This window comes from [Mycobacterium] fortunisiensis, assembly GCF_019050325.1.
In the GTDB taxonomy this organism is placed as follows: domain Bacteria; phylum Actinomycetota; class Actinomycetes; order Mycobacteriales; family Mycobacteriaceae; genus Mycobacterium; species Mycobacterium fortunisiensis.
In genome coordinates, this window is sequence record NZ_VOMB01000005.1 from 161,589 (window position 1) to 187,638 (window position 26,050).

Genomic DNA, 26,050 nt, shown 5'->3' on the forward strand with positions numbered 1-26,050 from the left:
ATCGTCCTCTCGGATAAGTAGTGAGGCCTCAGTGATCGACAACAAGCAGCAAGCCATCGCCACCCCGATCGCGGTCGTCGGCATGACCGCGATATACCCGGGGGAGCCAGGGCTCACCGGGTACTGGCGCACCGTCACCGGCGGGCACGACGCCATCAGCGATGTGCCGCCGTCGCATTGGCTCATCGAGGACTACTTCGACCCCGATCCCAAGGCGCCGGACAAGACCTACTGCCGGCGTGGCGGGTTCATCGATCCGGTGCCCTTCGACCCGATGCAATTCGGCTTGCCGCCCACCGCGTTGCCCTCGACCGACTCCGCGCAGTTGCTCGCCCTGATCGCGGCCAGGCAGGTGCTCGACGAAGCCACGCGCGGCGGCGTGGAAGTCGACCTGGACCGGGTGGACGTGGTGCTCGGTGTGGCCTCCACCACCGAACTCGTCGTCCAGATGGGCGCCCGGCTGCAACGGCCGATCTGGCGCAAGGCGATGCTGGAGAACGGGCTGCCCGAAGACGAGGCGGACGAGATCTGCCGTGACATCGCCGATCACTACGCGCCCTGGCAGGAGAGCACGTTCCCCGGCCTCCTCGGCAACGTGGTGGCCGGACGTGTCGCCAACCGCCTCAACCTCGGCGGCAGCAACTTCGTCACCGACGCTGCGTGCGCCAGTTCGCTTTCGGCGCTGCAGACCGCACTGCACCGGTTGTACCTGCACGAGGCCGACATGGTGCTGACCGGCGGCGTCGACGCCCTGAACGACGTGATGATGTACATGTGCTTCTCCAAGACCCCGGCGTTCTCGAAAACCGGTGACTGCAGGCCGCTTTCGGAAGCTGCGGACGGAACCATCATCGGCGAGGGTGTGGGCATGCTGGCGCTCAAGCGCCTCAGCGATGCCGAGCGTGACGGTGACACCATCCACGCGGTCATCCGGGGCATCGGTTCGTCCTCCGACGGACGCGCGTCCAGCGTGTACGCCCCGCGCTCGGAGGGGCAGGCCAAGGCGCTGCGCCGGGCCTACGAACATGCCGGCTACGAACCGTCGACCGTCGAACTTGTCGAAGCGCACGGCACCGCGACGAAGGCCGGTGACGTCGCCGAGTTCGCCGCCCTCAAGTCGGTGTTCACCGATACCGGCGCGCGTTGCGCGATCGGCTCGGTGAAGTCCCAGATCGGACACACCAAAGCCGCGGCCGGCGCCGCCGGTCTCATCAAAGCAGTGCTCGCACTGCAACATTCGACGCTGCCCGGCACATTGAAGGTGGAGCGTCCGAACCCGGGACTGGGCCTGGCGGACACCCCTTTCTACGTCAACGCGCAGACCCGCCCCTGGGTGCGAAAAGGCGATCAGCCCCGACGCGCCTCGGTCAGCTCGTTCGGCTTCGGCGGCAGCAACTTCCACGTCACGCTGGAGGAGTACTGCGGCGAGCAGCGGGCGAAGCGGCTGCGGGCGCTGCCCACCGAACTCGTGGTGTTGAGCGCCGACAGCGAATCCGGCCTTGAGCAGCGGGCTGCCGAGATCGCCGGCGCCATTCACTCCGGTGAGAGCCTGGCCCGGATCGCGTTCGAATCGGCACGTGAATTCGACGCCTCGCAGACCGCGCGCGCCGGTCTCGTCGCCGCCGACACCACATCGCTTGAGATGCTGGTCGAGCGGCTGCGCAAGGCCATTGCCGACGGCGTCGCGGGCCAGCTCAAGGATCCCAACATGGCGGTGGGAATCGGGCCGGCCCGCGAGGGAAAGACCGCCTTCCTGTTTCCGGGACAGGGCAGCCAGTACGTCGGCATGGGGGCCGATCTCGCTCTCGAGTTCCCCGAGGCCATCGCGGTATGGGACGCACTCGACGGCAACCTCGCCGACATTCCCGGTGTGGTGTTCCCGGAGCCGGTGTTCGACGCCGCGGCCGCGGAAGCGCAGAGGGCCGAGCTGACGGCGATGGCGAATGCCCAGCCGGCCATCGCGACCACAAGCCTTGCGCAGCTGGCGCTTCTCGACGTGCTCGGGGTGAGCCCAGACACCGCTGCCGGTCACAGTTTTGGCGAGGTCACCGCGTTGGCCGCGGCCGGTGTGCTGCCCGCCGAAGCGCTCGTCGAAACGGCGCGCACCCGCGGCGTGCTGATGGCCGAAGCGGGGCACGGCAAGGACGGCGCAATGCTGGCGGTCGCTGCCAGCGCCGAAGAGGTGCAGGCCCTGCTCAACTCCGATCCGCAGTCGGCCGGATCGTTGGTGATCGCCAACGACAACGCGCCGAACCAGGTGGTCCTGGCGGGATACACGTCCGAGATCGCCTGGGCGGAAGGTGCTGCGAAATCGGCGGGTTGGACGTCACGTCGGCTGCCGGTGGCCTCGGCGTTCCATTCATCGATCGTGGCGGCGAGTTCCGCACCGCTGACGTCCTACCTGAAGACGCTGAAGATCGGGGAACCGCGCTTCCCGGTCTACGCGAACGCAACCGCCCAACCGTACGGCGAGCAGGTGGCCGAGCAGCTCGGTGATCAGGTGCGGCAGTCGGTCCGGTTCCGCGAGATGATCGAAGCGATGGCGCGTGACGGGGTCACCCGGTTCATCGAGGTGGGTCCGGGCCGGGTACTCACCGGCCTCGTCGGCCAGATCCTCGCGGCGACACCACATCTGGCCGTGGCTCTGGACGATGCGAAAGCCGGCGGGCTACGTGGCTGGCATCGCGGGTTGGCGAGTTTGGCCGCCGACGGCGTGGCGCTGGACCTCGTATCCCTGCTGGACCACTTCGAAGAGCCGGTCAAGCACGTGCCGACACCGGCTCACGCCGTCCTGGTGGGCGGAGCCAATCTCGGAAAGCCCTACCCGCCGGCCGACGGCAACGTGAAGATCACGCCCAAACGCACACGCACGGCATTGCCGGTTGCACCGCCGACAGAGACCGAAGGACCACAGTTGACCTCATCGACCCAGCACATGGCTCCGCCGGCTCCGCCGGCTCCGCCAGTTCAGCCGATGGCCCCGCCGTCACCGCAGCCGGTGGCAGCGGCGCGGGAAACGCCCCCGCCCGTGGTTTCGGTTGCCGCACAAGCAGTTTCGACGGTCGACGCGTCGTTCTCCGCGGATGCCTGGAGTGTCATCGATCGCATCCAGAAAGAGACCGCGGACCAGCACCAGCGGTATCTGGACGTCGTGACGCAAAGCCACCAGACATTCCTGGAGATGTCCGCACAGATGATGGCGGAGATCGTGGGCGGCGGTACCACCATCGCCCAGGCTCCCGCACCGGTACGCAACGGCGCCGTGCACCCGTTGGATGCCGCCCCCAAGCCGGCGCCGATGCCGGTCGCATCGCCGGCGGCTGCCGCTCCGGTGACCGCCGCCCCGGCGGCTGTAGCTCCCGTGATGCCGGAGCCCGTGACACGACCGGAGCCCGCGCCGGTGACCCCGCCCCCGGCGGTGGTGGAGCCTGTGGTGTCGGCGGGTGCTGTGGTGTTGGGGATTGTGTCGGAGAAGACGGGTTATCCGGTTGACATGCTTGGGCTTGAGATGGAGATGGAGGCCGAGCTGGGGATTGATTCGATCAAGCAGGTGGAGATTTTGGCTGCGTTGCAGTCGAAGTTTCCTGGTGCTCCGGAGATTCCGGCCTCGGAGTTGGCGGGGATGCAGACGTTGCAGGATGTGGTCGATGCGGTGGAGGGGTTTGTTGCTGTTGCCCCGGCGCCGGCCGCTGCTGCGGCTGCTGTGGTGACCTCGCCCTCGGCGGTGGTGGAGCCTGTGGTGTCGGCGGGTGCTGTGGTGTTGGGGATTGTGTCGGAGAAGACGGGTTATCCGGTTGACATGCTTGGGCTTGAGATGGAGATGGAGGCCGAGCTGGGGATTGATTCGATCAAGCAGGTGGAGATTTTGGCTGCGTTGCAGTCGAAGTTTCCTGGTGCTCCGGAGATTCCGGCCTCGGAGTTGGCGGGGATGCAGACGTTGCAGGATGTGGTCGATGCGGTGGAGGGGTTTGTTGCTGTTGCCCCGGCGCCGGCCGCTGCTGCGGCTGCTGTGGTGACCTCGCCCTCGGCGGTGGTGGAGCCTGTGGTGTCGGCGGGTGCTGTGGTGTTGGGGATTGTGTCGGAGAAGACGGGTTATCCGGTTGACATGCTTGGGCTTGAGATGGAGATGGAGGCCGAGCTGGGGATTGATTCGATCAAGCAGGTGGAGATTTTGGCTGCGTTGCAGTCGAAGTTTCCTGGTGCTCCGGAGATTCCGGCCTCGGAGTTGGCGGGGATGCAGACGTTGCAGGACGTCGTCGATGCCGTGAGTGGTTTCACCTCCGGTACCCCAAGGACCGAAGAGGTTGTCGCAGAGCCGACCTCAGCCCCTGCGGAGCCTGCGCTCACGGTAGGTCTGAGCTGCACCGAAGCTGAGCTTCGGGCGGACCCGGCGGGTGGCTTCGCCATGGCCGGTCTGCGGGGCGGCGAGGTCGTCATCACCCGCGAGAACCCGGAATTCGCCGATGCCCTCGCGGCGGCGATGACTTCGCACGGGATCCAGGCCCGGACCGTCGAGCGGGTGCCGGACGGTGCGGGCGCAGTCATCTGTCTCGCGGCCCTGGCCCCGGCCGGTTCGCCGCAGGACTGCGTCGACATGCACCTGCGGGCCTTCCACGCGGCACGCAGCGTGGCCAAAAGCCATGCCGCGGCACGGCTGTTCGTCACGGTGCAGTCGACCGGCGGAGGTTTCGCCGGAGCAGACATGCCGGTCGGGGTGGCGAGCCTGGTCAAGACCGCGGCCTGGGAATGGCCGAACGCCTCGGTGCGGGCGATCGACCTGGAGACCCTTGATGCGCAACGCTTGACGGACGAATTGCTGCGGGGCGGCAGCGGAATCGAGGTCGCGCTGCGAGACGACGGCAGCCGGCTGGTGGTGGTCGATGAGATCGAGGCCTCCCCGGTGGGGGAGACGATCAGCGTGGCCGACGGCGGGGTTGTCGTGGTCACCGGTGGTGCCCGCGGGGTGACGGCGAAGTCGGCGCTGGCGCTGGCGAAACACCATGGACTGAAGTTGGCGCTGCTGGGCCGGACACCGCTGCGCGAGGCGTCGGCCGACGAGCCGTCCGGTGCCACGGTTGCCGAGATCGCCACGGCGCTGGCGGCATCGGCAGCTGCACGCGGCGAGAAAGTGAGCCTTCCGCAGGCCCGGGCACAGGCGGAGCGCCTGATCGCCGAACGAGAGGTGCGTGCCACTCTTGCGGCCGCGCAGCAGCAGGGCACCGCGGCGCGATACTTCCCGACCAGCATCACCGATCAGGCCGAGCTGCGGCGGGTCCTCGCCGAGGTGCGGCAAGATTTCGGTCCGATCGTCGGCGTCGTTCACGGTGCCGGTGTCCTCGCCGACAAGCGTCTGGAAGATCTCGACGACGACCAGTTCGTCAATGTGTTCAGCACCAAATTGATCGGGGCCGAGGCGCTGCTGAGCGCCACCGCCGCCGACGATCTGCGGTTTATCTCGTTCTTCTCCTCGATCGCGGCGCGGACCGGCAATCCCGGGCAATCCGCGTATGCCTCCGCCAACGCGGCGCTGGAGTCCATCGCGGCGCGGGAGGCCGCGCGCCGTGGCGACACCTGCGTGGTCCGCGCCTTCGGCTGGGGTCCGTGGGACGGTGGGATGGTCGACGCCACCCTCAAGAGCCGGTTCTTGGAGGCCGGGGTCGGTGTCATCCCGATCGACGAAGGCGCGCAGTTCTTCGCCGAGAACGCGATGAGCCGGTCGTCGGCAACCGCGGTCGTCGTCGCGGCGCCGGCCGAGCCCCGGCTGCGTGCCACAAGCCTGGACTGGACGGTGTCGACCGAGAACCTGCCCGTACTCGACGATCATCAGGTCCGCGGCAAGGTCGTGGTGCCGGTGGTGATCGTGCTCGACGCCATCCTGCGGGCGGCACGTGGCCTGGTCACCGAGGTCCGCCCCGTCGTCCGCGACCTCCAGGTGCTCTCCGGCGTCACCTTTGACTCCGGCGAGCAGCGCACTCTCCGAATCGATTTCGAGCCGATGGGAACGTCGTACAGCGTGGCCATCCGAGACGGCGAGGGCCGCGCCCGGTATCGCGCCACCGTGGACACGCAACCGAACACGACACCGGCCGGCCCGGTTCCCGAGGTAGCCGGCCGGCCCTGGCCGACGGACATCGCCGGCGCCTACGCCGGGCCGCTGTTCCACGGGCCGCGTTTCGCCGCCATCGAAGCGCTGGGTTCGTTCGGGGCGGCCGGTGGCAGTGGCAGCCTCAAAGGGCTCCGCGCGCTCGGCTGGCCAGACGGTGAGTGGGCGATAGATCCCGCGATCGTCGACGGCGGCCTGCAGTTCGGCCTGTTGTGGGCGAGTGCGCAGGGCCGTTCCCTGATGCTGCCGATTCGGATCGGGCGGGTCGTTCTCGACCAGGCATTCCCCGAAAACGGTGTGGTGCGCTGCCGTCTCGCCGCGCATCCGGTCAATGACAAGCGTGTCGACTTCGACATCGCATTCGAAACCACGGACGGGGCACCTGTCGCCACGTTGGAGGGCGTGGAGTTCTACGCCGCCGGCGCCGCAGTGGATGCGTCGGCGTGACGGGGTTCGAACCGGTCGCGATCGTCGGGCGTAGTTGCGTGCTGCCCGGTGCGACCACGCCGGAAGAGCTGTTCGCCGCGACCATGGCGGGGCGGAGCCTGCTCACGCCGACCCCGCCGCAGCAGTGGCGCGGGGTGGATCCCGAATCCCTGGCGATCAGTGACAAGCCCGGGCTGCGGGTTTCGTCAACCACCGGCGGCTACGTCGGGGCCTCGTTCGAGCTGACCCAGATCGCCTCGCGGATAACCGATTTCAGCAGGCTCGACCCGATCGTGTCGTGGCTGGCGCAGTGTGCACAGCAGGCCTTGGGCGCTGCGCTCGCCGGGCCGCGGACCGGGCTGATCGTGGGCAATCTGTCCTACCCCAGCGTGCTGGGCACCGTGTTCGTGGAGAGTGTCTGGCGCGGCGAGGACGATGTCGACCCGCGCAACCGGTTCTCGTCGGGCCTGCCGGTGCACCTCGTCGCCGGGGCGATGCAGATGACCGGACCGGCATTCGCGCTCGACGCGGCGTGTGCGTCGTCGCTCTACGCGATCAAGCTGGCCTGCGACGCGTTACAGGACGGTGCCGCCGATGTGATGCTGGCCGGCGGCCTCAACGGCGCCGATGATCTGTTCCTGCATCTCGGATTCACGGCTCTGCAGGCGCTGAGCCCGTCAGGGCGGTCCCGCCCCTTCCACGCCGAGGCCGACGGGCTCGTGCCGTCCGAGGGCGCGGCGCTGGTCGCGCTCAAACGGCTCGAGGACGCCGAGCGCACCGGAGACCGAATCCTCGGTGTCATCACGGGAATTGGGCTGTCCAACGACGGCCGTCAGAACGGGCTGCTGGCGCCGGCGATGTCCGGACAGACCAGCGCCATGGCCGCGGCGTTGGCGCAGGCCGGTCTGGAGCCCGCGGACATCGACTTCGTGGACTGCCACGCCACCGGCACCGCGCTCGGCGACGCCACGGAATTGGAGAGCATTCTCGCCGCCTACGGCGAAGTGCCGCTGAAGCTCGGGGCGCTCAAGGGCAACCTCGGACACACCATCACGGTGTCGGGCGCGGCGAGCCTGGTGAACGTGCTGTCCGCCATGCAGGCGTCGGTGACGCCACGGACACTGTGTGACAAGCCGACCACCGCACTGAACGACACCCCGTTCACACTGTCGACCACGCCGACACCATGGGACGGCCCGGTCAGGCGGGCGGCGGTCAGCAACTTCGGCTTCGGCGGCAACAACGCGCATCTGATCGTCGAGAGCTACGCGGGCCCGAGCCGCCCGGCGCCGCGGCGGCCGCGCCCCGCGACCGATGTCGTCATCTGTGCCATGGGTGTGGTGACCGGCGATGCGCACGACATCGCGACGTTCCGCCGCCGGGTCTTCGGGCCGGAGTCCGCACCGAGCGCACTGGACACCGTTGAACTCGAGCTGACCGGTCTCGGCTGCCCGCCGAGTGAGCTCAAGGCCAGCCTCGGTCAGCAGACGGCGATGCTGGCCGCTGCCGCGCAGGCGCTTTCACACGTCGCCACCGATCCGGAACGGACCGGGGTGATCATCGGCATGGGGTGTGACGCCACGATCGCACGGCACCGGCTGCGGGTGCAGCACAAGGACGACGAGGCCTGGCTGGAGGCGAACAAGGACTCGATCCCGCGGCTGACCGCTGACGGCGTGGTCGGGACCATGCCGAACATCCCGGCCAACCGCATACATGCGCAACGAGACTTCCGCGGGTTCGGCTTCACCGTGGCCGGTGAGGAACTGTCCGGTATCGCCGCGCTGCGGCTCGGTGCGCGTGCACTGCGCAGCGGCGAACTCGACGCGGTCGTCGCCGGTGCGGTCGACATGTGTTGTGAGCCGACGCATGCGCGCGCGGCAGACGCCGTCACCGGGGCGAACGGACCGCACGGCGACGCGGCAGTGGCCTTCGTCCTCAAACGGCGCGCGGATGCCGAGGCGGCGGGCGACGACATCATCGCGGTCGTGGACACCGACGGCCTCGTACCGGGGGCCGTCGACGGCGGCGCGGATGCGGGCGCCGACTTCACCACCGGGCGGTTCGGTCGTACCCATGCGGCCGGCTCGGCCGTCGAGGTGGCGGCCCGGGTGCTGGCGGCGCGGTCACGGGTCCGGGTGGACGAGAACGGGGCCCAGCCGATACCGGGAGTCAAACACTCTGTGGTGCAGCGGGAATCGATCGGCGGCCGCACCGACCGGGTGACCGTGTCGGCGCCGGCCGGGGCGGTCGATCCGGTGGCCGCCGGAGCGGTTCCCGTCTCGGAGCGCTACGCCGGCGCAAGCCGAGACGAGTTGCGGCACCGGATGGCCCGCGGCCAGCAGGGCGGAACCGGGCCGGTGCGGTGTGCCCTGGTGGCCGACAGTGAGACCAAGCTGGATGCCCTGCGGCGGGATGCCGTGCAGCGACTGGACCGCGGCGAGGCGCCGGTGGGGATCGGACTCTCGTTCACCGATAACCCGGTCACCGGCGAACTGGCCTTCACGTTCACCGGGGCGGCGGCGGCGTATCCAGGGGCCGGGCGGGACCTGCTGCTGGCCTGGCCGGAGATCGGCGACGCGCTGGCCACCCGGGTCTCGCACGTCGGCGAACTGGGCCGCGCGATGTACGGCACCGGCATCACGAAGCTGGAACCCCCGGCCCAACTCACCGGGTGTGCCCTGGTGTGCCAGGCTCATGCCGAGTTCTCCCGCACCGTGCTGGGACTCAAACCGACTGCGGCCGTGGGACTGTCGTCCGGCGAGACGAACGCCCTGCTGGCCTTCGGGGTGTGGCGCGATCTCGAGGCCATGCTCGAGGAGATGCACGCGGTCGGCATGTACGGCGACAACCTCACCGGCCATTGCCGGTCGGCGGCCCACGAGTGGGGTCTACCGGAAGAGCAACCGGCGGCGTGGGAATGCTGGCGCGTCAGTGCGCCCCGGGCGGCGACCGAGGCCGCGCTGGAGCGCGAACCGCGGGCCTACATGACCATCGTCCAGGCGCCGGACGACTGCGTGATCGGCGGCGATCCCGAGGCCTGCCGACGGGTCATCGACGCCATCGACGGTGCCCGTGCGATCCCGCTCGGTCTCGACATGATCGTGCACTGCAGCGCGATGGCGCCGTTCGAAGCGGAGTGGCGCAGCGTGCACAGCCGCGAGAGTCACGCCGTGCCGGATGTGCGTTTCTACACCAACGCCGGCAACCGTGCCTACATCCCGACCCGGCAGGCGGCCGCGGACGCGATCACACAGCAGGCGCTGGAGCCCATCGACTTTCCCGCCACCGTGCTGCAGGCTTGGGAGGACGGCGTCCGCATCTTCGTCGAGCACGGGCCGCGGGCCATCTTGACCGGCGCGATACCAAAGATCCTCGGTGACCGTCCGCATTTGGTGGTGGCGCTCGACGCCCAGGAGCGACGGGGCCTTCGCGCGCTGGCCGAATCCGTGTCCAAGCTGTGGGTGCACGGGCAACCGGTTGACATCGAGGCGTTCGACGCACGGATGCGGCAGTTGCGTGAACAAGCCGCCGCGCCGGACGAGGGCACGGCCCGCAAGCTGGTGTTGGCCGCGCACCGGCCGGACATGGTCATGACGCCCGAGCTGCCGGCGGTGCACGAGGTGCCTGCGTCGACGCCGCCGGTCGAACTGGGCAGCGTGCAGGTCATGGCTCCGGCACCGGTGCAGACCGCGGCGGTGATGGTGTCCCGGGAAGTGTTCGCCCAGCACGGAACTCACGTGGCTCCCGCCGTGCGTGAGACAGTGCCGGTGGCCGGGGGCAGGTCGACGGCCGCGCTGGGTCTGGTGGCGTCGGTCGGTCAGGCACAGACGGCGTTCGTGGAGCGCCAGGCCCAGGCGCACACCACGTTCTTGAAGATGCGTGGGGAACTTCTCGCACTGGTCACCGGCCGGCCGCCGACCGCTCCGGCTTCGGCCCCGCCGGCCCCGCAGGCCCCGCCGGCCCAGACTCCGGCACCGGCTCAGCCTCCGGTCCCACTGCGGCCCGCGCGGCACGAGCAGCCGCTCTACACCCGGGAACAGCTGGAAACCCTGGCCGGCGAGAATATCTCACAGGTATTCGGCCCGCTGTTCGCCGAGCTGGACCAGTACGAGCGGGTGGTGCGCATGCCGCAGCCACCGCTGCTGCTGGCCGACCGGGTGATGCTCATCGAAGGTGAACCGGCCACGATGGGGACCGGCCGCATCGTCACCGAAACCGACGTGCTCGCCGATGCCTGGTACATGCACAACGGCCGGATGTCACCGGGCGTGGTGATCGAGTCCGGCCAGGCCGACCTGTTGCTCGCATCCTGGTTGGGCGCCGACTTCAGCAATCGCAGCGAACGTGTCTACCGGCTGCTCGGTTGTGAGTTGACGTTCGTGGGCGAAGCGCCGCAGGCCGGTGACACCCTGCGGTACGACATCCACATCGACGGCCACGCGAAAACCGGTGCCACCCGGCTGTTCTTCTTCCACTACGACTGCTATATCGGTGACCGGCTGGCGATCTCGGTGCGCAACGGCCAGGCCGGGTTCTTCTCCGATGAGGAACTCAGCCAGTCCGACGGGGTGCTGTGGGACGCCGCCGACGACGTCCCACGCGACGCCGCACGGCGGGACACGCCGCCGCGGGTCACCCAGAAACGCTCCTTCGACCGTGCCGATCTCGATGCCTTCATCCACGGAAATGCCTTCACCTGCTTCGGCACCGGCTTCGAGATGGCCGCGGCGCACATCCGGACGCCGGCACTGCCCGGCGGCCAGTTGCGGTTGATCGACGAGGTGGCCGAATTCGATCCCGAGGGCGGTCCGTGGGGGCGCGGTTACCTGCGCGCCACCGCGGAGGTGCCGGCCGACGCCTGGTTCTACGACGGTCATTTCAAGAACGATCCGTGCATGCCCGGAACGTTGATGGCCGACGCGGCCACCCAGGCGTTGTCGTTCGCGATGGCCGGCTACGGCTTCACCATCGATCGCGACGGCTGGCGGTTCGAGCCGGTGCCGGATGAAACCGCGCGTTTCGTCTGCCGCGGCCAGGTGACCCCCGACGCTCACCACACCCTCGATTACGAGGTGTTCGTCGAAGAGATCGTCGACGGCCCCACCCCGACGATCTTTGCCGCGCTGCTGTGCCGCCGCGACGGCTTCAAGGTGTTCCACTGCCGCCGCTTCGGCATGCGGCTGGTCCCGGATTGGCCGGTCCCGCCGGGTGTGCCCGGACCGGCGCACATCGTCGGCAACTCCGTCGACGTGCGCGGCGATCACGCCGCGCTGCTCGCATGCGCGCGGGGCAAGCCGTCCGATTCCTTTGGTGCCATGTACATTCCGTTCGACGGGACCCGTCGCGCACCCCGGTTGCCCGGCGAGCCCTACCACTTCCTGTCGCGCATCGTGAGCGTGGATTGCCCGGTGGGAACGACGACCGAGGGCGGCACCGTGGTCGCCGAGTGCGACGTGCCCGCGGATGCGTGGTACCTCGCCGATACCCATTCCGCCGGCGTTCCGCTGTCGGTGCTGCAGGAGATCCTGCTGCAGCCCTGTGGCTGGCTGGCTTCCTACATGGCCCTGGCCGCCCAGCGCACCGGCGACGTGGTGATCCGCAACCTCGACGGCAACGAGGTGGTGCAGCACAAGCCGGCCGGCGTCGGTGTGCTGCGGGTGACCTCCCGGCTGGATCGCTTCGCCGAGGCCGGCGGGTCCACGATCGTCTTCTTCGAATCCGTGTGCACGCAGAATGGTGAACCGGTGATGTCGTTGAAGACGACGTTCGGGTTCTTCAGCCCGGCGGCGCTGGCGAATCAGGTCGGCCTGCCCGCCGCGCCCGAGGTGGTGGCGGCGCTGTCGTCGGAGGCGCCGGTTTCCCTGCCCTACGCCGCCGCCGAACTGTCCGGTGCGCCGTGGCTTGCCCAGGGGAAGCTGAAATTGATCGACCAGGTGAACTTCTGGCCCGGCGGCGGGGCCGCGGGACTGGGACGGCTGGTCGCCGAGGCCGACGTCGACCCCAACGCGTGGTACTTCAAGGCGCACTTCTTCCAGGACCCGGTGCAGCCCGGTTCGCTGGGGTTGGAGGCCATGCAGCAGGCGGCCCGGGCGGCGGCCCGGCTCGCGGGGCTGGCCGACGGTGACGGGCTGGAGTTCGAACCTTTCGCGGTGGATCAGCCGTTCAACTACAAATGTCGCGGTCAGGTGTTGCCGACCAACCTGCGCACCCGGATCGAAGTCGAAATCCTCTCCGCGACAGCGGATGAGCGCGGTCTGCTGGTCGTGTTCGACGGCGCCTTCTGGGTGGACGACCTGCGGATCTACCAGGCCCACGGCATGGGTGTGCGGGTCGTCGAGCGTTCGCGCGGGCTGGTGTGAGTGGGCTAGGTGGTGTGATGAAGGGAATCATCTTGGCAGGCGGCTCGGGGACGCGCCTGCACCCGATCACCCTCGGGGTCTCCAAGCAACTGATCCCGGTGTACGACAAGCCCATGGTGTACTACCCGCTGTCCACGCTGATGCTGGCCGGGATCCGCGACATCTTGGTGATCACCACTCCGCACGACGCGCCGAGCTTCGAGCGGCTGCTGGGCGACGGCTCGCAGTTCGGGGTGTCGATCACGTTCGCCCAGCAGCCCTCGCCCGATGGGCTGGCCCAGGCGTTCACCATCGGGTCCGACTTCATCGGCAACGACAAGGTCGCCCTGGTGCTGGGTGACAACCTGTTGTACGGGCCCGGTTTGGGTACCCAGCTCAGGTGTTTCGCCGACATCGACGGCGGCGCGATCTTCGCCTACTGGGTGGCCGATCCCAGCGCCTACGGTGTGGTCGAGTTCGACGCCGGCGGCATGGTGGTGTCGTTGGAGGAAAAACCCAAGCGCCCCAAGAGTAATTACGCGGTGCCCGGTCTGTACTTCTATGACAACGATGTGGTGTCGATCGCGCGGCAGTTGCGTCCGAGCGATCGCGGCGAGTACGAGATCACCGATGTCAACCGGACCTATCTGGAGCAGAGCCGCCTGCGGGTGCAGGTGCTGCCCCGGGGCACGGCCTGGTTGGACACCGGCACGTTCGACCAGATGACCGACGCCGCCGACTATGTCCGCACCATGGAGCGGCGCACCGGTCTGAAGATCGGTGTGCCCGAGGAAATCGCCTGGCGGCACGGCTTTCTCACCGACGACGAGCTGCGTACCCGCGGGGAGACGTTGGTGAAGTCGGGCTACGGTTCCTATCTGCTGGATCTGCTCGAATGGGGTGGCTGATGTCGCGGCTTCTCGTCACCGGAGGCGCCGGTTTCATCGGATCCAACTTTGTGCACCACGTGGTCGAGCACACCGATCATCACGTCACGGTGCTCGACAAGTTGACCTATGCGGGCAATCGGGCGTCGTTGGCTGCCCTGCCCTCGTCGCGGGTGCGTTTCGTCGAGGGCGACATTGCCGACGCCGGCCTGGTCGACGGGCTCGTCGCCGCTGCGGACGGGGTCGTGCACTACGCGGCGGAGACGCACAACGACAACTCGCTGAACTATCCGCAGCCGTTTCTGCAGTCGAACGTGATCGGCACGTTCACGCTGCTGGAGGCAGTCCGCAAGCACGGCAAGAGATTTCACCATGTCTCCACCGACGAGGTGTACGGCGATCTGGAGCTCGACGATCCGGACCGGTTCACCGAGTCCAGTCCGTACAACCCGTCGTCGCCGTACTCGTCGACCAAGGCCGCCAGCGACATGTTGGTGCGGGCCTGGGTCCGGTCGTACGGTGTGGCAGCGACGATTTCCAACTGCTCCAACAACTATGGCCCCTACCAGCACGTGGAAAAATTCATTCCGCGCCAGATCACCAACATCCTGTGGGGCATCCGGCCGAAACTGTACGGCGAAGGCCGCAACGTCCGCGACTGGATCCACGCTGATGACCACTCGTCGGCCGTGCTGAGGATTCTGGAACACGGCCGGATCGGGGAGACATACCTCATCGGCGCCGACGGTGAAAAGGACAACAAGACGGTCGTCGAGTTGATCCTGACCATGATGGGGCAGGACGCCGATGCGTACGACAATGTCACCGACCGCAACGGCCATGACATGCGGTACGCGATCGACGCCACGAAACTGAGCACCGACCTCGGCTGGCGGCCGCGGTTTCGTGACTTCGAGCGGGGCCTGGCGGTGACGATCGACTGGTATCGCGACCATGAACAATGGTGGGCGCCGGCCAAAGACGCCACCGAGGCGTTCTATGCCCAGCTCGGGCAATGAAGACGGGCGAAGAAGACGGGAGCGTGAGGCGTTGACGGAACTCGGAAAGACGTTGCAGGTGACGAGCACGCCCATTCCCGGCCTGACGGTGTGGGAGTTGCCCGTGCACGGCGACAATCGCGGCTGGTTCAAAGAGAACTGGCAGCGCGAGAAGATGGTCGCCGCGGGGATGCCCGATTTCGGGCCGGTGCAGAACAACATCTCGTTCAACGAGTCAGCGGGCACGACGCGGGGTATCCACGCCGAGCCGTGGGACAAGTTCATCTCCGTGGGGACCGGACGGATCTTCGGCGCGTGGGTGGATCTGCGTTCCGGCCCGACGTTCGGGACGGTGTTCACCGCGGAAATCGACCCGTCACGCGCGGTCTTCGTACCTCGCGGAGTGGGTAATTCGTTCCAGACGCTGGAGCCGAACACCGTCTACGCCTATCTCGTCAACGAGCACTACACCGCCGGTGTCGCCTACCCGTCGGTGAACCCGGCCGACGCCACCCTGGCCATCGACTGGCCCATTCCACTGGAGCGCGCGGAACTCTCGGCGAAAGACAGCGCCCAGGGGACCCTGGCGCAGGTGGAACCGATCCGGCCGCGCAAGACGCTGGTCCTGGGTGCGGGCGGACAACTGGGCCGGGCGTTGCGCGAGGCGTATGCCGACGCGCCGCACGTCGAGTTCACCGAACGTGCCGACCTCGATCTGACTTCCGGTGAACTGGGTGCTGCCCGGCCGTGGCGCGATTACGACACGATCGTCAACGCCGCGGCCTACACGGCGGTCGACGCCGCCGAGACGGCAGAGGGTCGCGCCGCGGCGTGGGCCGCGAACGTCACCGGCGTGGCCGCGCTGGCCCGGGTGGCCACCGACCACCGCCTCACCTTGGTGCACGTGTCCAGTGACTACGTGTTCGACGGCACGGCGACGCGGCCGTATCGCGAGAGCGACGCGGTGGCGCCGCTGGGCGTATACGGGCAGACGAAGGCCGCCGGCGATCAGGTCGTGGCCACGGTGCCGCGGCACTACCTCGTGCGCACGTCCTGGGTGATCGGCGAGGGGCGAAACTTCGTGCGCACCATGGTTTCTCTTGCACAGCGCGGAGTGGACCCGGCGGTGGTCGACGACCAGTTCGGCCGGCTGACGTTCACTTCGGAGCTGGCCCGGGCGATCCGTCATCTCACGCAGGCGCGCGCGCCGTTCGGCACCTACCACGTCACCGGGTCCGGCCCGACGACGTCGTGGGCCGAGATCGCACGACGCACCTTCGCGTTGGCCGGCCACGATCCTGACCGGGTGCGGGGGGTGTCCACCGCCGAGTACTTCGGCAACGCCGCCGGGCCGGTAGCACCGCGACCGGCCAACAGTGTGCTGGATCTGGCGAAAATCGAGTCCACGGGATTCCGGCCGGCCGATGTCGACGAGCTGCTCGCCGAATACGTCGAGCGCGAAACCCACAGCGTGTCCCAGCCGGCGATCAGATAGGCCGGCCAGGCTCAGCGGAAGCGCACGTGCATCGTCGTCAGGCCGAAGATCTTGGTGTCACCGGATTTCGCCGCGATGACGAGGACGCCGGTCCGGGTCGTGGGGTCCAACCACTTGACCTGCCCGCTGAACTCGATGTCGGCACCGCCGGCGGCCGGGACGACCACCGGCGCGGACAGCCGCACGCCATAACGGGTGACCGCCCCCGGATCACCCGACCAAGCGGAGACGAATCCCGAACTCAGCCCGAGAGTGAGCATCCCGTGGGCGATCACATCGGGTTGCCCGGCCAGCTTGGCGACGTGCTCGTCCCAGTGGATCGGGTTGGCGTCGCCGGCCACACCGGCGTAGTTCACCAGATCGCCGCGTGACAGGCGGGCGTGCTGCACGCCGATCTTGTCGCCGACCTGAACGTCGTCGAAGGACCGCGCGCGCGGCAACCGGGCGGCCGGGTCCGCAATCCGCACCTCGCCGTCGGGTCGCACCGTCTTGTGGAAGGTGCCGGAATCCTCGGCGCCGAGCATCGTGACGCCGTGCATCATCACGTTGTCCACGGCGGATCTGATCCGGGGATCGGTATCCGCGGCAGTGAGGCCGACGACCGTGGTACGCAGGGTGTGCACCCGCTCGCCGGCGGTGTCGGTGAACGTGTTGGTCACGGTGATCATGTCCCGCCCGGCGATCCGCTGCACCGACGACAGTTCGGCGTCGACGGTCAACTCGTCGCCGGCCACGATCGGGCGGTGCTGTTCGAAGACTTCTTCGGTCTGGACGTAGGTGTGGTAGCCGACGACCACGGATTCGAACATGCGCCGATTGCAGGCCATCGCCGGGGTCGCGGTGAAGGTCAACGGTGCCACCACATCCGGGTAGCCGAGGGCTGCGGCGGCGACGACGTCCCGGTGCGCGGGGTGATGGTCCTGCACGGCACGGGCGTACTCGCGGATCTTCTCGCGGCCCACCACGTAGGTGTCCTCGGCCCGGTAGTAGTGGCCGATCCGGGCTTGGAGTGGAGATGATTCTGCCGCTGCAGTCATAGATGTGGGCAACTCTAACTGCCGTAGAGATGCAGTGCCCGTCCGGCCAAGGTGGCGACGTCGCCGCTGAGGCCGGCCACCGGTGGACCACCGGGTTGGTGGATCACGTTGGCCAGCAGGAGCACGTAGGTGTCGGATCCGGGGTCGATCCACAGGGTCACGCCGGTAAATCCGGTGTGCCCGAAGCTGCCGACCGGGAAGATCAGCCCCCGCGGCCTGGACTGCTCGGTGTCGATATCCCATCCGAAGCTGCGTAGATCCTGGCCCGCGATGGCCGGGTGATGCGGTGCTTCCCGGGAGGCCCGGTTCGCCGCGGCGAGCTGCGCGGGGTCGTGTCCCGGTTGCTGCGGCGTCGTCATCAGCTCCAGCGTCGATCGCCGGAGCGGGAAGGGGCTCGGGCGTCCGGCCAGACGGTCCAGCAGCGCCTGCGCGTACCGGCCGATGTCGTGCACCGTCGAGAACACCCCGGCGCTGCCCGCGACCCCGCCCATCCGGCGCGCGGTCGGATCGTGCACGGTGCCGCGCTGCAGGTGGCCGTAATCGGGGTTGAGGCCGGGCGTGTCGCCGTCGTGGGCCGTCGGGGCGATCCGGGCCAGCAGATCGGTGCGCCACGTTCCGGGCGGACACGGCGCCGATGGCGGTGCCCCGTCCTCGAAAACGATTGCCGTACCGCGGATATCGTGTGGGCCGCAGGCTTTGGACACCGGCAGGTAGCGGGTGTCGGACAGCCCCAGCGGGGCGAAGACATGCTGCGGTACATAGGAATCCAACGCTTCGCCGGTCAGCTTCTCGACCAGGGCGCCGAGGATGATGAAGTTGATGTCGGAGTAGTGGAACAGTTCCCCCGGCTCGAACACCACCCAGGCGCCCAGCGCGCGGTGTACGCCCTCGGCTTTGTCGGGCTTGTCCAGACCCCACGGGCCGTCCAGGCTCAGGTCCCCGGCGATGCCCGAGGTGTGGGTGAGCAGCATGCGCAGTGTCACCGCGGCCCGCCGTGGGTCGTGCGCCGGGTTGAACTCGGGTAGGTATTCCTGCACCGGATCCTCGATCCCGATCCGTCCCTGCTCGTAGAGCTGGAGTACCGCGACGGTGGTGGCGAGGCTCTTTGTCAGCGACGCCAGGTCGAAGATCGTGTCTTCGGTCATCGGCTCGGCGGGCGTGGGCGCTCCGTCCAGTCCGGGTTCGCCGTCGAGCTTGCGGGCGCCGAATGCCTGACGGAACACCACGTTGCCGCCGTGGCCGACCTGAACCACCGCGCCGGGCAGGCGATGTGCGGCGATCGCGTCGTCGATGCGGCGGGCGACGGGGGTGAAGTCCCCGGCGGGAACCACCGGCGGTACCGCCGCGGGCGCGGGTGCGGTGTCGGGGGCGGGCACCGTCGTGCTGGTGACCACCGGCGGCGGCGCCGCCGGCTGTCCGCACGCGGTGAGTGCGGTGAGTGCGACGACGACAGCACAGATCCGGGCCACGCGTGATCCGGCTACCGTCACCACGCCGACGGTAGCCGGGCTGCCGGTGCAGATCCAGTGACCCCGATACGCTGCGGACTGTGCCGCGATCACGTCGTGAAGTCCTCAGGTATGCCGCGCTGGCCGCGGTTCCCGCCGGCCTTGCCGCGCTGTCCACGGCGCCGAGGGCACGGGCCGAGGGACTGCAGCTCGTCGATTTTGCCGATCGGCTGGTTCAGCCCGAGCAGATCAAATCCGCCGGCTTCGGCGGCGCCCTGGTGTATGTATCCGAACTGCGCCCCGGAGCCACGTTCGATTTCAAGCCGGTCACCCGCGACTATGCCGACCGGCTCCGGGCCGCGGGCCTGCAGGTGGTCAGCTGCTACCAGTTCGGTAAGCCGGGGTGGCCGACCCCGTCGGATTTCACCCGCGGCCGTGACGGGGGTGTGGCCGACGCGCAGACCGCCCTGGCGCTGCACACCGCGGCCGGCGGCCCCGACTCGGCCCCGATCTTCTTCAGCGTCGATGAGGACATCGACGCGGCGACGTGGAAAAGCACGGCGGTCCAATGGTTTCGGGGCATCAACTCGGTCTTGGGGGTGAGTCGGACGGGGATCTACGGGGGTCGTCGTCAATGTGGCTGGGCCATCGCCGACGGGGTCGTCGGCTCCTCGACGAGTCCGGGCTACCGGTGGGCCTGGCAGACCAAGGCGTGGTCACGCGGTGAGCGCGAACCGGCGGCGGTGTTGTTCCAGAGGGAGGTCGTCACCGCGTCCGATCCCGGTTTCGTGATCGACGGCATCCACGTTGACGTGAACGACGTTCTCGCCGCTGATTTCGGCCAGTGGGAGCTGGCCAGGTAGACGTGTTCGGCGGGTGACTCAGCGGAAGCGGACGTTCAGCGTCGCCAGACCGAAGATCTTGCGGCCGGCGGCCTTTGCACCCACGATGACGACGCCGGCACGGGTCGCCGGGTCCAAAGACTTGATCCGGCCGCTGTATTCGATGTCGCAGCCGCCGTCGGCCGGCACCACCGCGGGCTGGGACAGGCGCACCGCGTAGCGGGTCACCGCCGCCGGGTCGCCGGACCACGAGGAGGCGAACGACGCCCCCAGGCCCATGGTGAGCATGCCGTGCGCGATGACATCGGGCTGGCCGGCCAGCTTGGCGATGTTCTCGTCCCAGTGCAGCGGGTTGGCGTCGCCGGCCACGCCGGCGTAGTTCACCAGGTCGCCGCGGGACAGCCGGGTGTGGTGCACGGGCAGCTCGTCGCCGACCTTCAGCTCGTCGAACGACGGCGAGGTGGGCGTGCGGGTGGTCCCGTTCTGGGCGATCGGCGACGGATCACCGGGACGCACGGTCTTCTCGTAGACACCAGACTCCTCGACGCCGAGCAGGTTCACGTCGTGCATCATCACGCCCTGCACGGCCTGCCGGATGTCGGGATCGACCTCGTCACCGGTGACACCGACGACGGTGGTGTGCAGGGTGTGCACCCGCTCCCCGGCCGCGTCGGTGAAGGTGTTGGTCACCGTGATCAGGTCGCGCCCGGCGACCCGGCGCACCGACGACAGCTCGACGTCGATGGTCAGTTCGTCGCCGGCGACGATCGGGCGGTGCTGTTCGAAGACCTCTTCGGTCTGCAGGTACATGTCGTAACCGACGACCACGGATTCGAACATGCGCTGGTTGCAGGCCATGGCGGGGCCCGACGTGAAGGTCAGGGGCGCCACCACGTCGGAGTACCCCAGGTCAGCGGCGGCGGCGACGTTCCAGTGCGCGGGGTGGTAGTCCTGCACGGCACGGGCGAACTCGCGTACCTTCTCGCGGCCCACCAGATAGGTGTCTTTCATCTGGTAGTAGTGGCCGACCCGGGATTCGAGTGTCGACGTGTCTGCTGCTGCGGTCATGAGTCTGCTCATTCTTCCTGTCGGCTGGTTCGCTGGGCCGACCACAGCACACTAACGCCTGTCGGCCGGCGGCCTGGCGCGAGCCTGGCGCTGTTCGAGGACGGCCAGCGCCCGGCGGGCCCAGTCGAGGTTCTCTTCCTCGAAGCGGATCCCGCGCAGCAGGGTCAGATAGGGGCCGATGCGGTCGGTCTCGGCCAGGTAGGCCGCTTCGGTGCGGCCGGCCAGCAGGTGGTCCTGGGCGCGTCGGTAGCGGGCCAGTTTCGCCGCCGCCCAGTGTGTGCGCTCGGTGAGCCCGGCGCGGACGGCGTCCACGTTGCCGGCATCGACCGCCTGGATCTGCACCAGCAGGTCTTCCCGGATGGCGCCGGGTTTCGGCGGCACCTCGGTGAACTCGCGCAGCGCTTGACGGCCGCGCTCGGTGAGCGAGTACAGGCGTTTGTTCGGTCGGCGATCCTGTTCCACGAGCCGGGCGGTGATGAGCCCGTCGGCGGCCATGCGGTCCAGTTCGCGGTAGAGCTGCTGCGGGGTGGCCATCCAGAAGTTGGCGACCGACGCGTCGAATCCCTTGGCCAGGTCGTAACCGGAGGCCTCGCCGTCCAGCAGGGTGGCCAGCACGGCGTCGCGTAGTGCCATGCGCCGAATGCTATCAACGAAGTTAATACTCAAAATGTTGACTATCAAAATGCCGCAGACTTAGCATGCCGCTATCCAAGAAAGAGGTGTCAGATGCATCCGTTCCGGCAGGCCGTGGAGGCCCGTGACGAGGCGGCGATCGAAGCGCTGCTGGCCGACGACGTCGTGTTCACCAGTCCGGTGGCGTTCAAGCCGTACCCGGGCAAGCCCATCACCGCGGCGATCCTGCGGGCGGTGATGCGGGTGTTCGAGGATTTCCGCTACATCCGGGAGATCCCGGATGTGGCAGAGCCCTCGGGCCGGGATCACGCGCTGGTCTTCGAGGCGACGGTGGCCGGCAAGAAGATCACCGGATGTGACTTCCTGCACCTCGACGACGACGGCAAGATCGACGACTTCATGGTGATGGTCCGGCCACTGTCGGGGGCGACCGCGCTGGCCGAGGCGATGGCCGCGCAGTTCGAGCGGATCACCGAGGAAGCTTCAGCCGCGGTAGCCGCCGAGGAGCCCAGCAGCTAGGCCGAGATCAGCCGTCCCGCGTCGGAGGCGGCCTTCTTCAATTCCGGAATCGTCATGTCGGCGTAGTCGTCGGCCGGTCCCGCGGCGTATCCCAGCCAGGTCACCACACCCGGGTCCGGCGTGACGCCCAGGTGGTAGGCCTGGATGCCGGGCAGGTGGTACTGCAGGAAGTTGCCCAGGAGGTCGACGAGGAAGACGACGTCGCCGACGGGCCCGGTGCCCCACAGTGCCGCCGCGTTCATCAGCGGTATGGCGGCGTCGGGATCGCCGACCATGACGATCGCGCCATAGTGCGGCTTGCTGCCGCCGCCGGGCACGTACTCGGGCATGAACGGCTGCAGCCCGGGCAGGTCGGTGGCCATGTAGGCGGCCGCGTCGCCATAGGTCTCGACGTTGACGAACCCGGAGTCGTTGCCGTTGCCCGGCACCGTGGTGTTGAGGCCGGGACTCTCAAATCCGATGCCGCCCAGGCCCGTTTGCTGAGCGACGTAGGAGGCCTCCCAGCCGCCCAGCGAGTGACCGGTGACGAAGATGTCCTCGGTGCGGTAGCCCTGCTCGGCCGCGGCCGCCTCTACCTGCTGCTCGAAAACCAGCGCGTCGGTGAACGCCTGCGGTGTGGTGTCGGTGAAGATCACCTGCAGATCGGCGACCACCTGGGAGATCACGATCAGCGGGTTGTGCAGCAGGTTCGTGCCGCCGGTGGTGCCCTGGTAGGCGATGATGATCTGGCCGTCGGGCGTCACCCACGTCTTGGCGGACATGCCGGTGAGCACATTGGTCGATTCCATCTGCCTGCCGTCGACCGTGAACGGTTTCAGGTCGCCCGGGGTGCCGCCGAACACGTACGCGGCGGTTGCGGCGTTGAGGAACTGGGCCACCGTCGGGGTTTTGCCGGTGGTGGGGCCGGTGTACACCTCGGCGGGCGGCACCGGTTGCACTGCAGGGGTTTTGGTGAGGCCCAGGGAGTTTTCGATTTCCCGGAACGCCGCGAAGACGGCGTCGTTGATCGGCGCGAAGTTGATCGGGCTCTTCGGGCCGTCGGCGGTGACGGTGATGTCGAGTACCTGCAGCACCGTGTTGACGATGCGGCCGGGCAGCGCGGCGATCTCGGCGATCGGGGACAGCGGCTCCGGGGGATCGGGGGTGGTCACCGTGGTGCCCGAAGTGGTCACCGCAGCGGCCCTCGGCGCCACCGCGATTCGGGCCGACGGCCTCGCGCGCGGGACGATCTCGCGCAGCGGCTTTGCCACCGTGGGCGGTTCGGCCACGGGTTCTTCGGCCGTGGTCTGTTCGGCTGTGGTCTGTTCGGCCGTGGTCTGTGCCACGCGGGTTGGCGCCGGCGGTGTCACCGATCGGCTGCTGTCGCCCTTGGCGGTGTCCGATTCAGGGGCTTCCGACTCGGGGCTCCGGATCTTTCCGAGAATGGTCAGACGCACCGGATTTTTCTGCGGTGCAGTGGAATCCGGTTGACCAGTCGGGACCGTCTCGCTGGTGCTGGTGCTGGTGCTGGTGCTGGTGCTGGTGTCGGTGTCGGTGTCGGTGTGCACGGTCCGCGGGACGCGAACCTTCGTCGCGGCGGAAGAACGGTCCGCACGGGTGCTGCGCCGGTTGGTGGGCTTCTTCTTGGGCCTGTGGCCGCTTCCCGCGGCCGAATGGTTCGAGGACTGGCTCGAGGACCCCGAGGATTGGCCCGAGGATCCGGCCGTTCCGGGCTCGGCCCAGGCCACGGCTTGACCGGTGGCGCCGGCCAGACCGATGCCCGTCCCGATTGCCACGATGGCCAGTCCGTACCGAACCGGCTTGCGTCGAACGTTGTCCGGGCAGCGTGAACTCGGCACCATTACCCATGTCCCCCTTGACATTCGCCCACGCGAGGGGTCTCCGCCGGCGACGGGAGTGCACCCGGCGCGACCGCACGCCGGGTCAATATATGACACCGGCTGATGTCAATCGGGTGTTTTGGCGGGGTGGAATTCTCGAGGCCGGTCAGCAAACCGAAAACAGGGTGGCGTTGCCGGAGGACAGCCAATACCCGGTTTGCAACGAGGTTGAGCCGGAGGTCGCTGCCGACGGCGGGAGGACCGAACTCACCTGCTCCGTGCCGATGGACGGCGAGAAATTTGGTGTCGTTCGAGACGGAGCTGCGGCCGGCCTCCCGCTTCTCGTATCGGGGTTAGCCGGGCAACCGGCGATCCGGGCCGGCGGGAGCAACCCCGGCCGCTCCACTGTGCGCGAATAAGCGATTTCAGCAAACAATGTCAAATTCGGGAAGTGTGAATTGCGTCTCTCTTGAGGCTCATTCGATGTGTAAAAGCAATTTAAGAGCGATCCTTAATGTGTTCCCGGTCAGCTCGACGCGCTGCCTCAGTCTGGCCGAACACGCTGGGCACGAATCAAAGTGTCGTGAAGCTCTGCTGGAGGTCATGAAGATGACGACAACTGCTGCCGGTTCGACAGTGATCGAGCTTGCAAAGCATCCCGTCTGGTGTTCGTCGCTGCGGTATTCACGCGAGCTCGCCGATGCCAAACGCCGGCATCCGTCCTATCGGTCCAAGACGGAAGCCGATGTACTCGATCCCGACGCCGATGGGTCGGCAGGCCAGCGGTCCGCCCGGGTGATCACGCTGGCCTGCGTGCGCGGAGCGCGGGTGTCCGTGGCCGAAACGTGACGAATGCTTGACCGAATTGTCCACGTGTAAAACACATTCGGACTCGCTCGGCGCCATACCATGACAGCGTTCAAGATCATGGGGGCATCGCAGAGGGATCGAGTGGATGCGCGCGGTTGTTCAGGGTGTTCTCGTGTTGGTCGTGGCCGCTATGCCGGTCGCGGTGACTGCGGCCACCGACTTCGACTGGAATGCTGACGGTGTGGACACGGCGGCGGTGAGCCTGCCGTTGACGTCGACCATCGCGTCGATCGCACCGGCAGCGGATGCTGTCGTCGGAGTGGGTCACCCGGTGGTGGTGACGTTCAAGAATCCGGTCACGAATCGCGCGGTGGCCGAACGCGCGGTCGGGTTGAAGTCGACGCCGGCGCGCACCGGCCGGTTCGAGTGGCTCGACGACCGGGTGATGCAGTGGACCCCGGACGAGTTCTGGCCGGCGCACAGCACGGTGATGCTGTCGGTCGGGGGTATGCGCACCGAATTCCAAACCGGTCCGGCCGTTATCGGCGTCGCTGACATCTCCGATCACACTTTCACCGTGACGATCGACGGGCTGGGTGAGGATCCGCCGGTTCCGCTTCCGGCGCCACATCATCTGCCGCACGCCGGCGAAGCGGGTGTCCTGCTGGCGTCGCTGGGGCGCCCCGAGTATTCGACCCCGGTGGGCACCTACACGGTGTTGGCGAAAGACCGCACGGTGACCATGGATTCGAGCAGCGTGGGAATTCCCGTCGAGGCTCCCGACGGCTATCTCCTTGAGGTGGACTATGCGGTCCGCATTTCCCAGCGTGGTCTGTACGTGCATTCGGCGCCCTGGGCGGTGCCGTCGATGGGCCTGGAGAACACGAGCCACGGCTGTATCAGCCTGATTCCGGCGGCGGCCGAGTGGTACTTCAACACGGTCAACGTCGGTGACCCGGTGATTGTGCAGGAATAGCGAATCCTGCGGTAAGACAACAATTGAGGCGCCCGGCTCGTGAGCCGGGCGCCTCGATGTGACGCGATGTGGTGGCGCGGTCAGCCGGCGTCCGCGGAGGCCGGGCCGGGCAGTGTGGGCGCTCCTGCCACCGGACCGCCGCCCGGTGACACGGTGGGCACGCCCTTGCCGGTACCGGCCGCCACCACCACCGGCGCAGCGGGTGCCGCGGCGGGGACGATGGGTGCGACGGGTACCGGCGCTGCCGGCACCACGGGCACCGGCGGGGCCAATGGCACCGGGGGCACGGCCACCGGCGGTGGTGCCAACGGCACCGGGGGCACGGCCGCGGGCGGGACCACAGGCGGGAGTACGGCGATCGGTGCCGCCGGTACGACCCCGGCGGCTTCGATGGCGGCTGCGGCGCACACCGGGGCGGCCGGCGCGGCCCCGGCTGCCCCGTCAACGCATTTGTAGCCGCCGGTCTTGAATTGCATGGCCGCCGCGTGCGGGCTCAACGCGACGGCAGTCAGCGCTGCCGCCGCGCACAGTCCAGCGCTGACAACAGTTTTGACCGTGATTCGAGCAAATGTGTCCATCCCCGACGTGCTCCCTTGATTGGGCTGGAAAATTACAGCGATGAAAATTGTGCAGAGCTGAACCGTAGA

Annotated in this window: 16 protein-coding genes; 10 read left to right on the forward strand and 6 right to left on the reverse strand. The window is 68.2% G+C overall.

Going from position 1 to position 26,050, the window contains the following annotated elements; genetic code table 11:
• Window positions 1-31 precede the first annotated feature (31 nt).
• The 5 genes from FR943_RS04335 to rfbD are packed head-to-tail and all read left to right on the forward strand — an operon-like array spanning window position 32 to window position 16,250.
• Window positions 32-6,550 (forward strand): type I polyketide synthase, encoded by a 6,519-nt coding sequence (locus FR943_RS04335; RefSeq protein ID WP_217155107.1) that lies wholly within the window; start codon window positions 32-34, stop codon window positions 6,548-6,550.
• Window positions 6,547-12,891 (forward strand): beta-ketoacyl synthase N-terminal-like domain-containing protein, encoded by a 6,345-nt coding sequence (locus FR943_RS04340; RefSeq protein WP_217155108.1) that lies wholly within the window; start codon window positions 6,547-6,549, stop codon window positions 12,889-12,891. Before FR943_RS04335 ends, FR943_RS04340 begins: the two co-directional genes overlap by 4 nt.
• Before the next feature lie 17 nt (window positions 12,892-12,908).
• Window positions 12,909-13,778, forward strand: coding sequence for a glucose-1-phosphate thymidylyltransferase RfbA (rfbA, locus tag FR943_RS04345; RefSeq protein ID WP_217155109.1), 870 nt, complete (start codon window positions 12,909-12,911; stop codon window positions 13,776-13,778).
• On the forward strand, window positions 13,778-14,776 hold the full coding sequence (gene rfbB, locus FR943_RS04350; RefSeq protein WP_217155110.1) for a dTDP-glucose 4,6-dehydratase: 999 nt from the start codon (window positions 13,778-13,780) through the stop codon (window positions 14,774-14,776). Before rfbA ends, rfbB begins: the two co-directional genes overlap by 1 nt.
• 31 nt (window positions 14,777-14,807) lie before the next feature.
• The gene (gene rfbD / locus FR943_RS04355) at window positions 14,808-16,250 is read left to right on the forward strand and encodes a dTDP-4-dehydrorhamnose reductase (protein WP_246584826.1); all 1,443 of its coding nucleotides are present in this window, start codon (window positions 14,808-14,810) and stop codon (window positions 16,248-16,250) included.
• Between the two features lie 11 nt (window positions 16,251-16,261).
• On the opposite strand, the gene FR943_RS04360 is transcribed toward rfbD, so the two are convergent.
• Window positions 16,262-17,287 (reverse strand): fused (3R)-hydroxyacyl-ACP dehydratase subunits HadA/HadB, encoded by a 1,026-nt coding sequence (locus FR943_RS04360; protein ID WP_217155112.1) that lies wholly within the window; start codon window positions 17,285-17,287, stop codon window positions 16,262-16,264.
• 14 nt (window positions 17,288-17,301) lie between these two features.
• The gene (locus tag FR943_RS04365; RefSeq protein WP_372448073.1) at window positions 17,302-18,681 is read right to left on the reverse strand and encodes a serine hydrolase domain-containing protein; all 1,380 of its coding nucleotides are present in this window, start codon (window positions 18,679-18,681) and stop codon (window positions 17,302-17,304) included.
• Between the two features lie 146 nt (window positions 18,682-18,827).
• Here FR943_RS04365 and FR943_RS04370 point away from each other — a divergent pair, with 146 nt between their 5' ends.
• Window positions 18,828-19,598 carry a DUF1906 domain-containing protein gene (locus FR943_RS04370; RefSeq protein ID WP_217155146.1) on the forward strand — a complete coding sequence of 257 codons (771 nt, stop codon included), beginning with the start codon at window positions 18,828-18,830 and terminating at the stop codon, window positions 19,596-19,598.
• Window positions 19,599-19,616: 18 nt separating this feature from the next.
• On the opposite strand, the gene FR943_RS04375 is transcribed toward FR943_RS04370, so the two are convergent.
• Complete coding sequence (locus FR943_RS04375) at window positions 19,617-20,645, reverse strand: fused (3R)-hydroxyacyl-ACP dehydratase subunits HadA/HadB (RefSeq protein WP_217155113.1); 1,029 nt, start codon at window positions 20,643-20,645, stop codon at window positions 19,617-19,619.
• Between the two features lie 51 nt (window positions 20,646-20,696).
• Window positions 20,697-21,278, reverse strand: a complete 582-nt coding sequence (locus FR943_RS04380; RefSeq protein WP_217155114.1) for a PadR family transcriptional regulator — start codon at window positions 21,276-21,278, stop codon at window positions 20,697-20,699.
• 93 nt (window positions 21,279-21,371) lie between these two features.
• Here FR943_RS04380 and FR943_RS04385 point away from each other — a divergent pair, with 93 nt between their 5' ends.
• Window positions 21,372-21,797, forward strand: a complete 426-nt coding sequence (locus tag FR943_RS04385) for a nuclear transport factor 2 family protein (RefSeq protein WP_217155115.1) — start codon at window positions 21,372-21,374, stop codon at window positions 21,795-21,797.
• Here FR943_RS04385 and FR943_RS04390 read toward each other — a convergent pair.
• A complete protein-coding gene (locus FR943_RS04390) occupies window positions 21,794-23,233 on the reverse strand; it encodes a hypothetical protein (protein ID WP_308170456.1) in 1,440 nt (479 codons plus the stop codon). The genes FR943_RS04385 and FR943_RS04390 overlap by 4 nt on opposite strands.
• A 55-nt stretch (window positions 23,234-23,288) precedes the next feature.
• On the opposite strand from FR943_RS04390, the gene FR943_RS26730 reads away from it, so the two are divergent.
• The 3 genes from FR943_RS26730 to FR943_RS04400 all read left to right on the forward strand — a co-directional run bounded on the left by FR943_RS26730 (window position 23,289) and on the right by FR943_RS04400 (window position 25,403).
• Window positions 23,289-23,531 (forward strand): hypothetical protein, encoded by a 243-nt coding sequence (locus FR943_RS26730; RefSeq protein ID WP_308170457.1) that lies wholly within the window; start codon window positions 23,289-23,291, stop codon window positions 23,529-23,531.
• 695 nt (window positions 23,532-24,226) lie between these two features.
• Window positions 24,227-24,466 (forward strand): hypothetical protein, encoded by a 240-nt coding sequence (locus FR943_RS04395; protein ID WP_217155117.1) that lies wholly within the window; start codon window positions 24,227-24,229, stop codon window positions 24,464-24,466.
• 106 nt (window positions 24,467-24,572) lie between these two features.
• Window positions 24,573-25,403 (forward strand): L,D-transpeptidase, encoded by an 831-nt coding sequence (locus FR943_RS04400; protein ID WP_217155118.1) that lies wholly within the window; start codon window positions 24,573-24,575, stop codon window positions 25,401-25,403.
• A gap of 80 nt (window positions 25,404-25,483) precedes the next feature.
• Here the strand turns inward: FR943_RS04400 and FR943_RS04405 are convergent, their stop codons facing one another.
• A complete protein-coding gene (locus tag FR943_RS04405; protein WP_217155119.1) occupies window positions 25,484-25,981 on the reverse strand; it encodes a hypothetical protein in 498 nt (165 codons plus the stop codon).
• Window positions 25,982-26,050 lie beyond the last annotated feature (69 nt).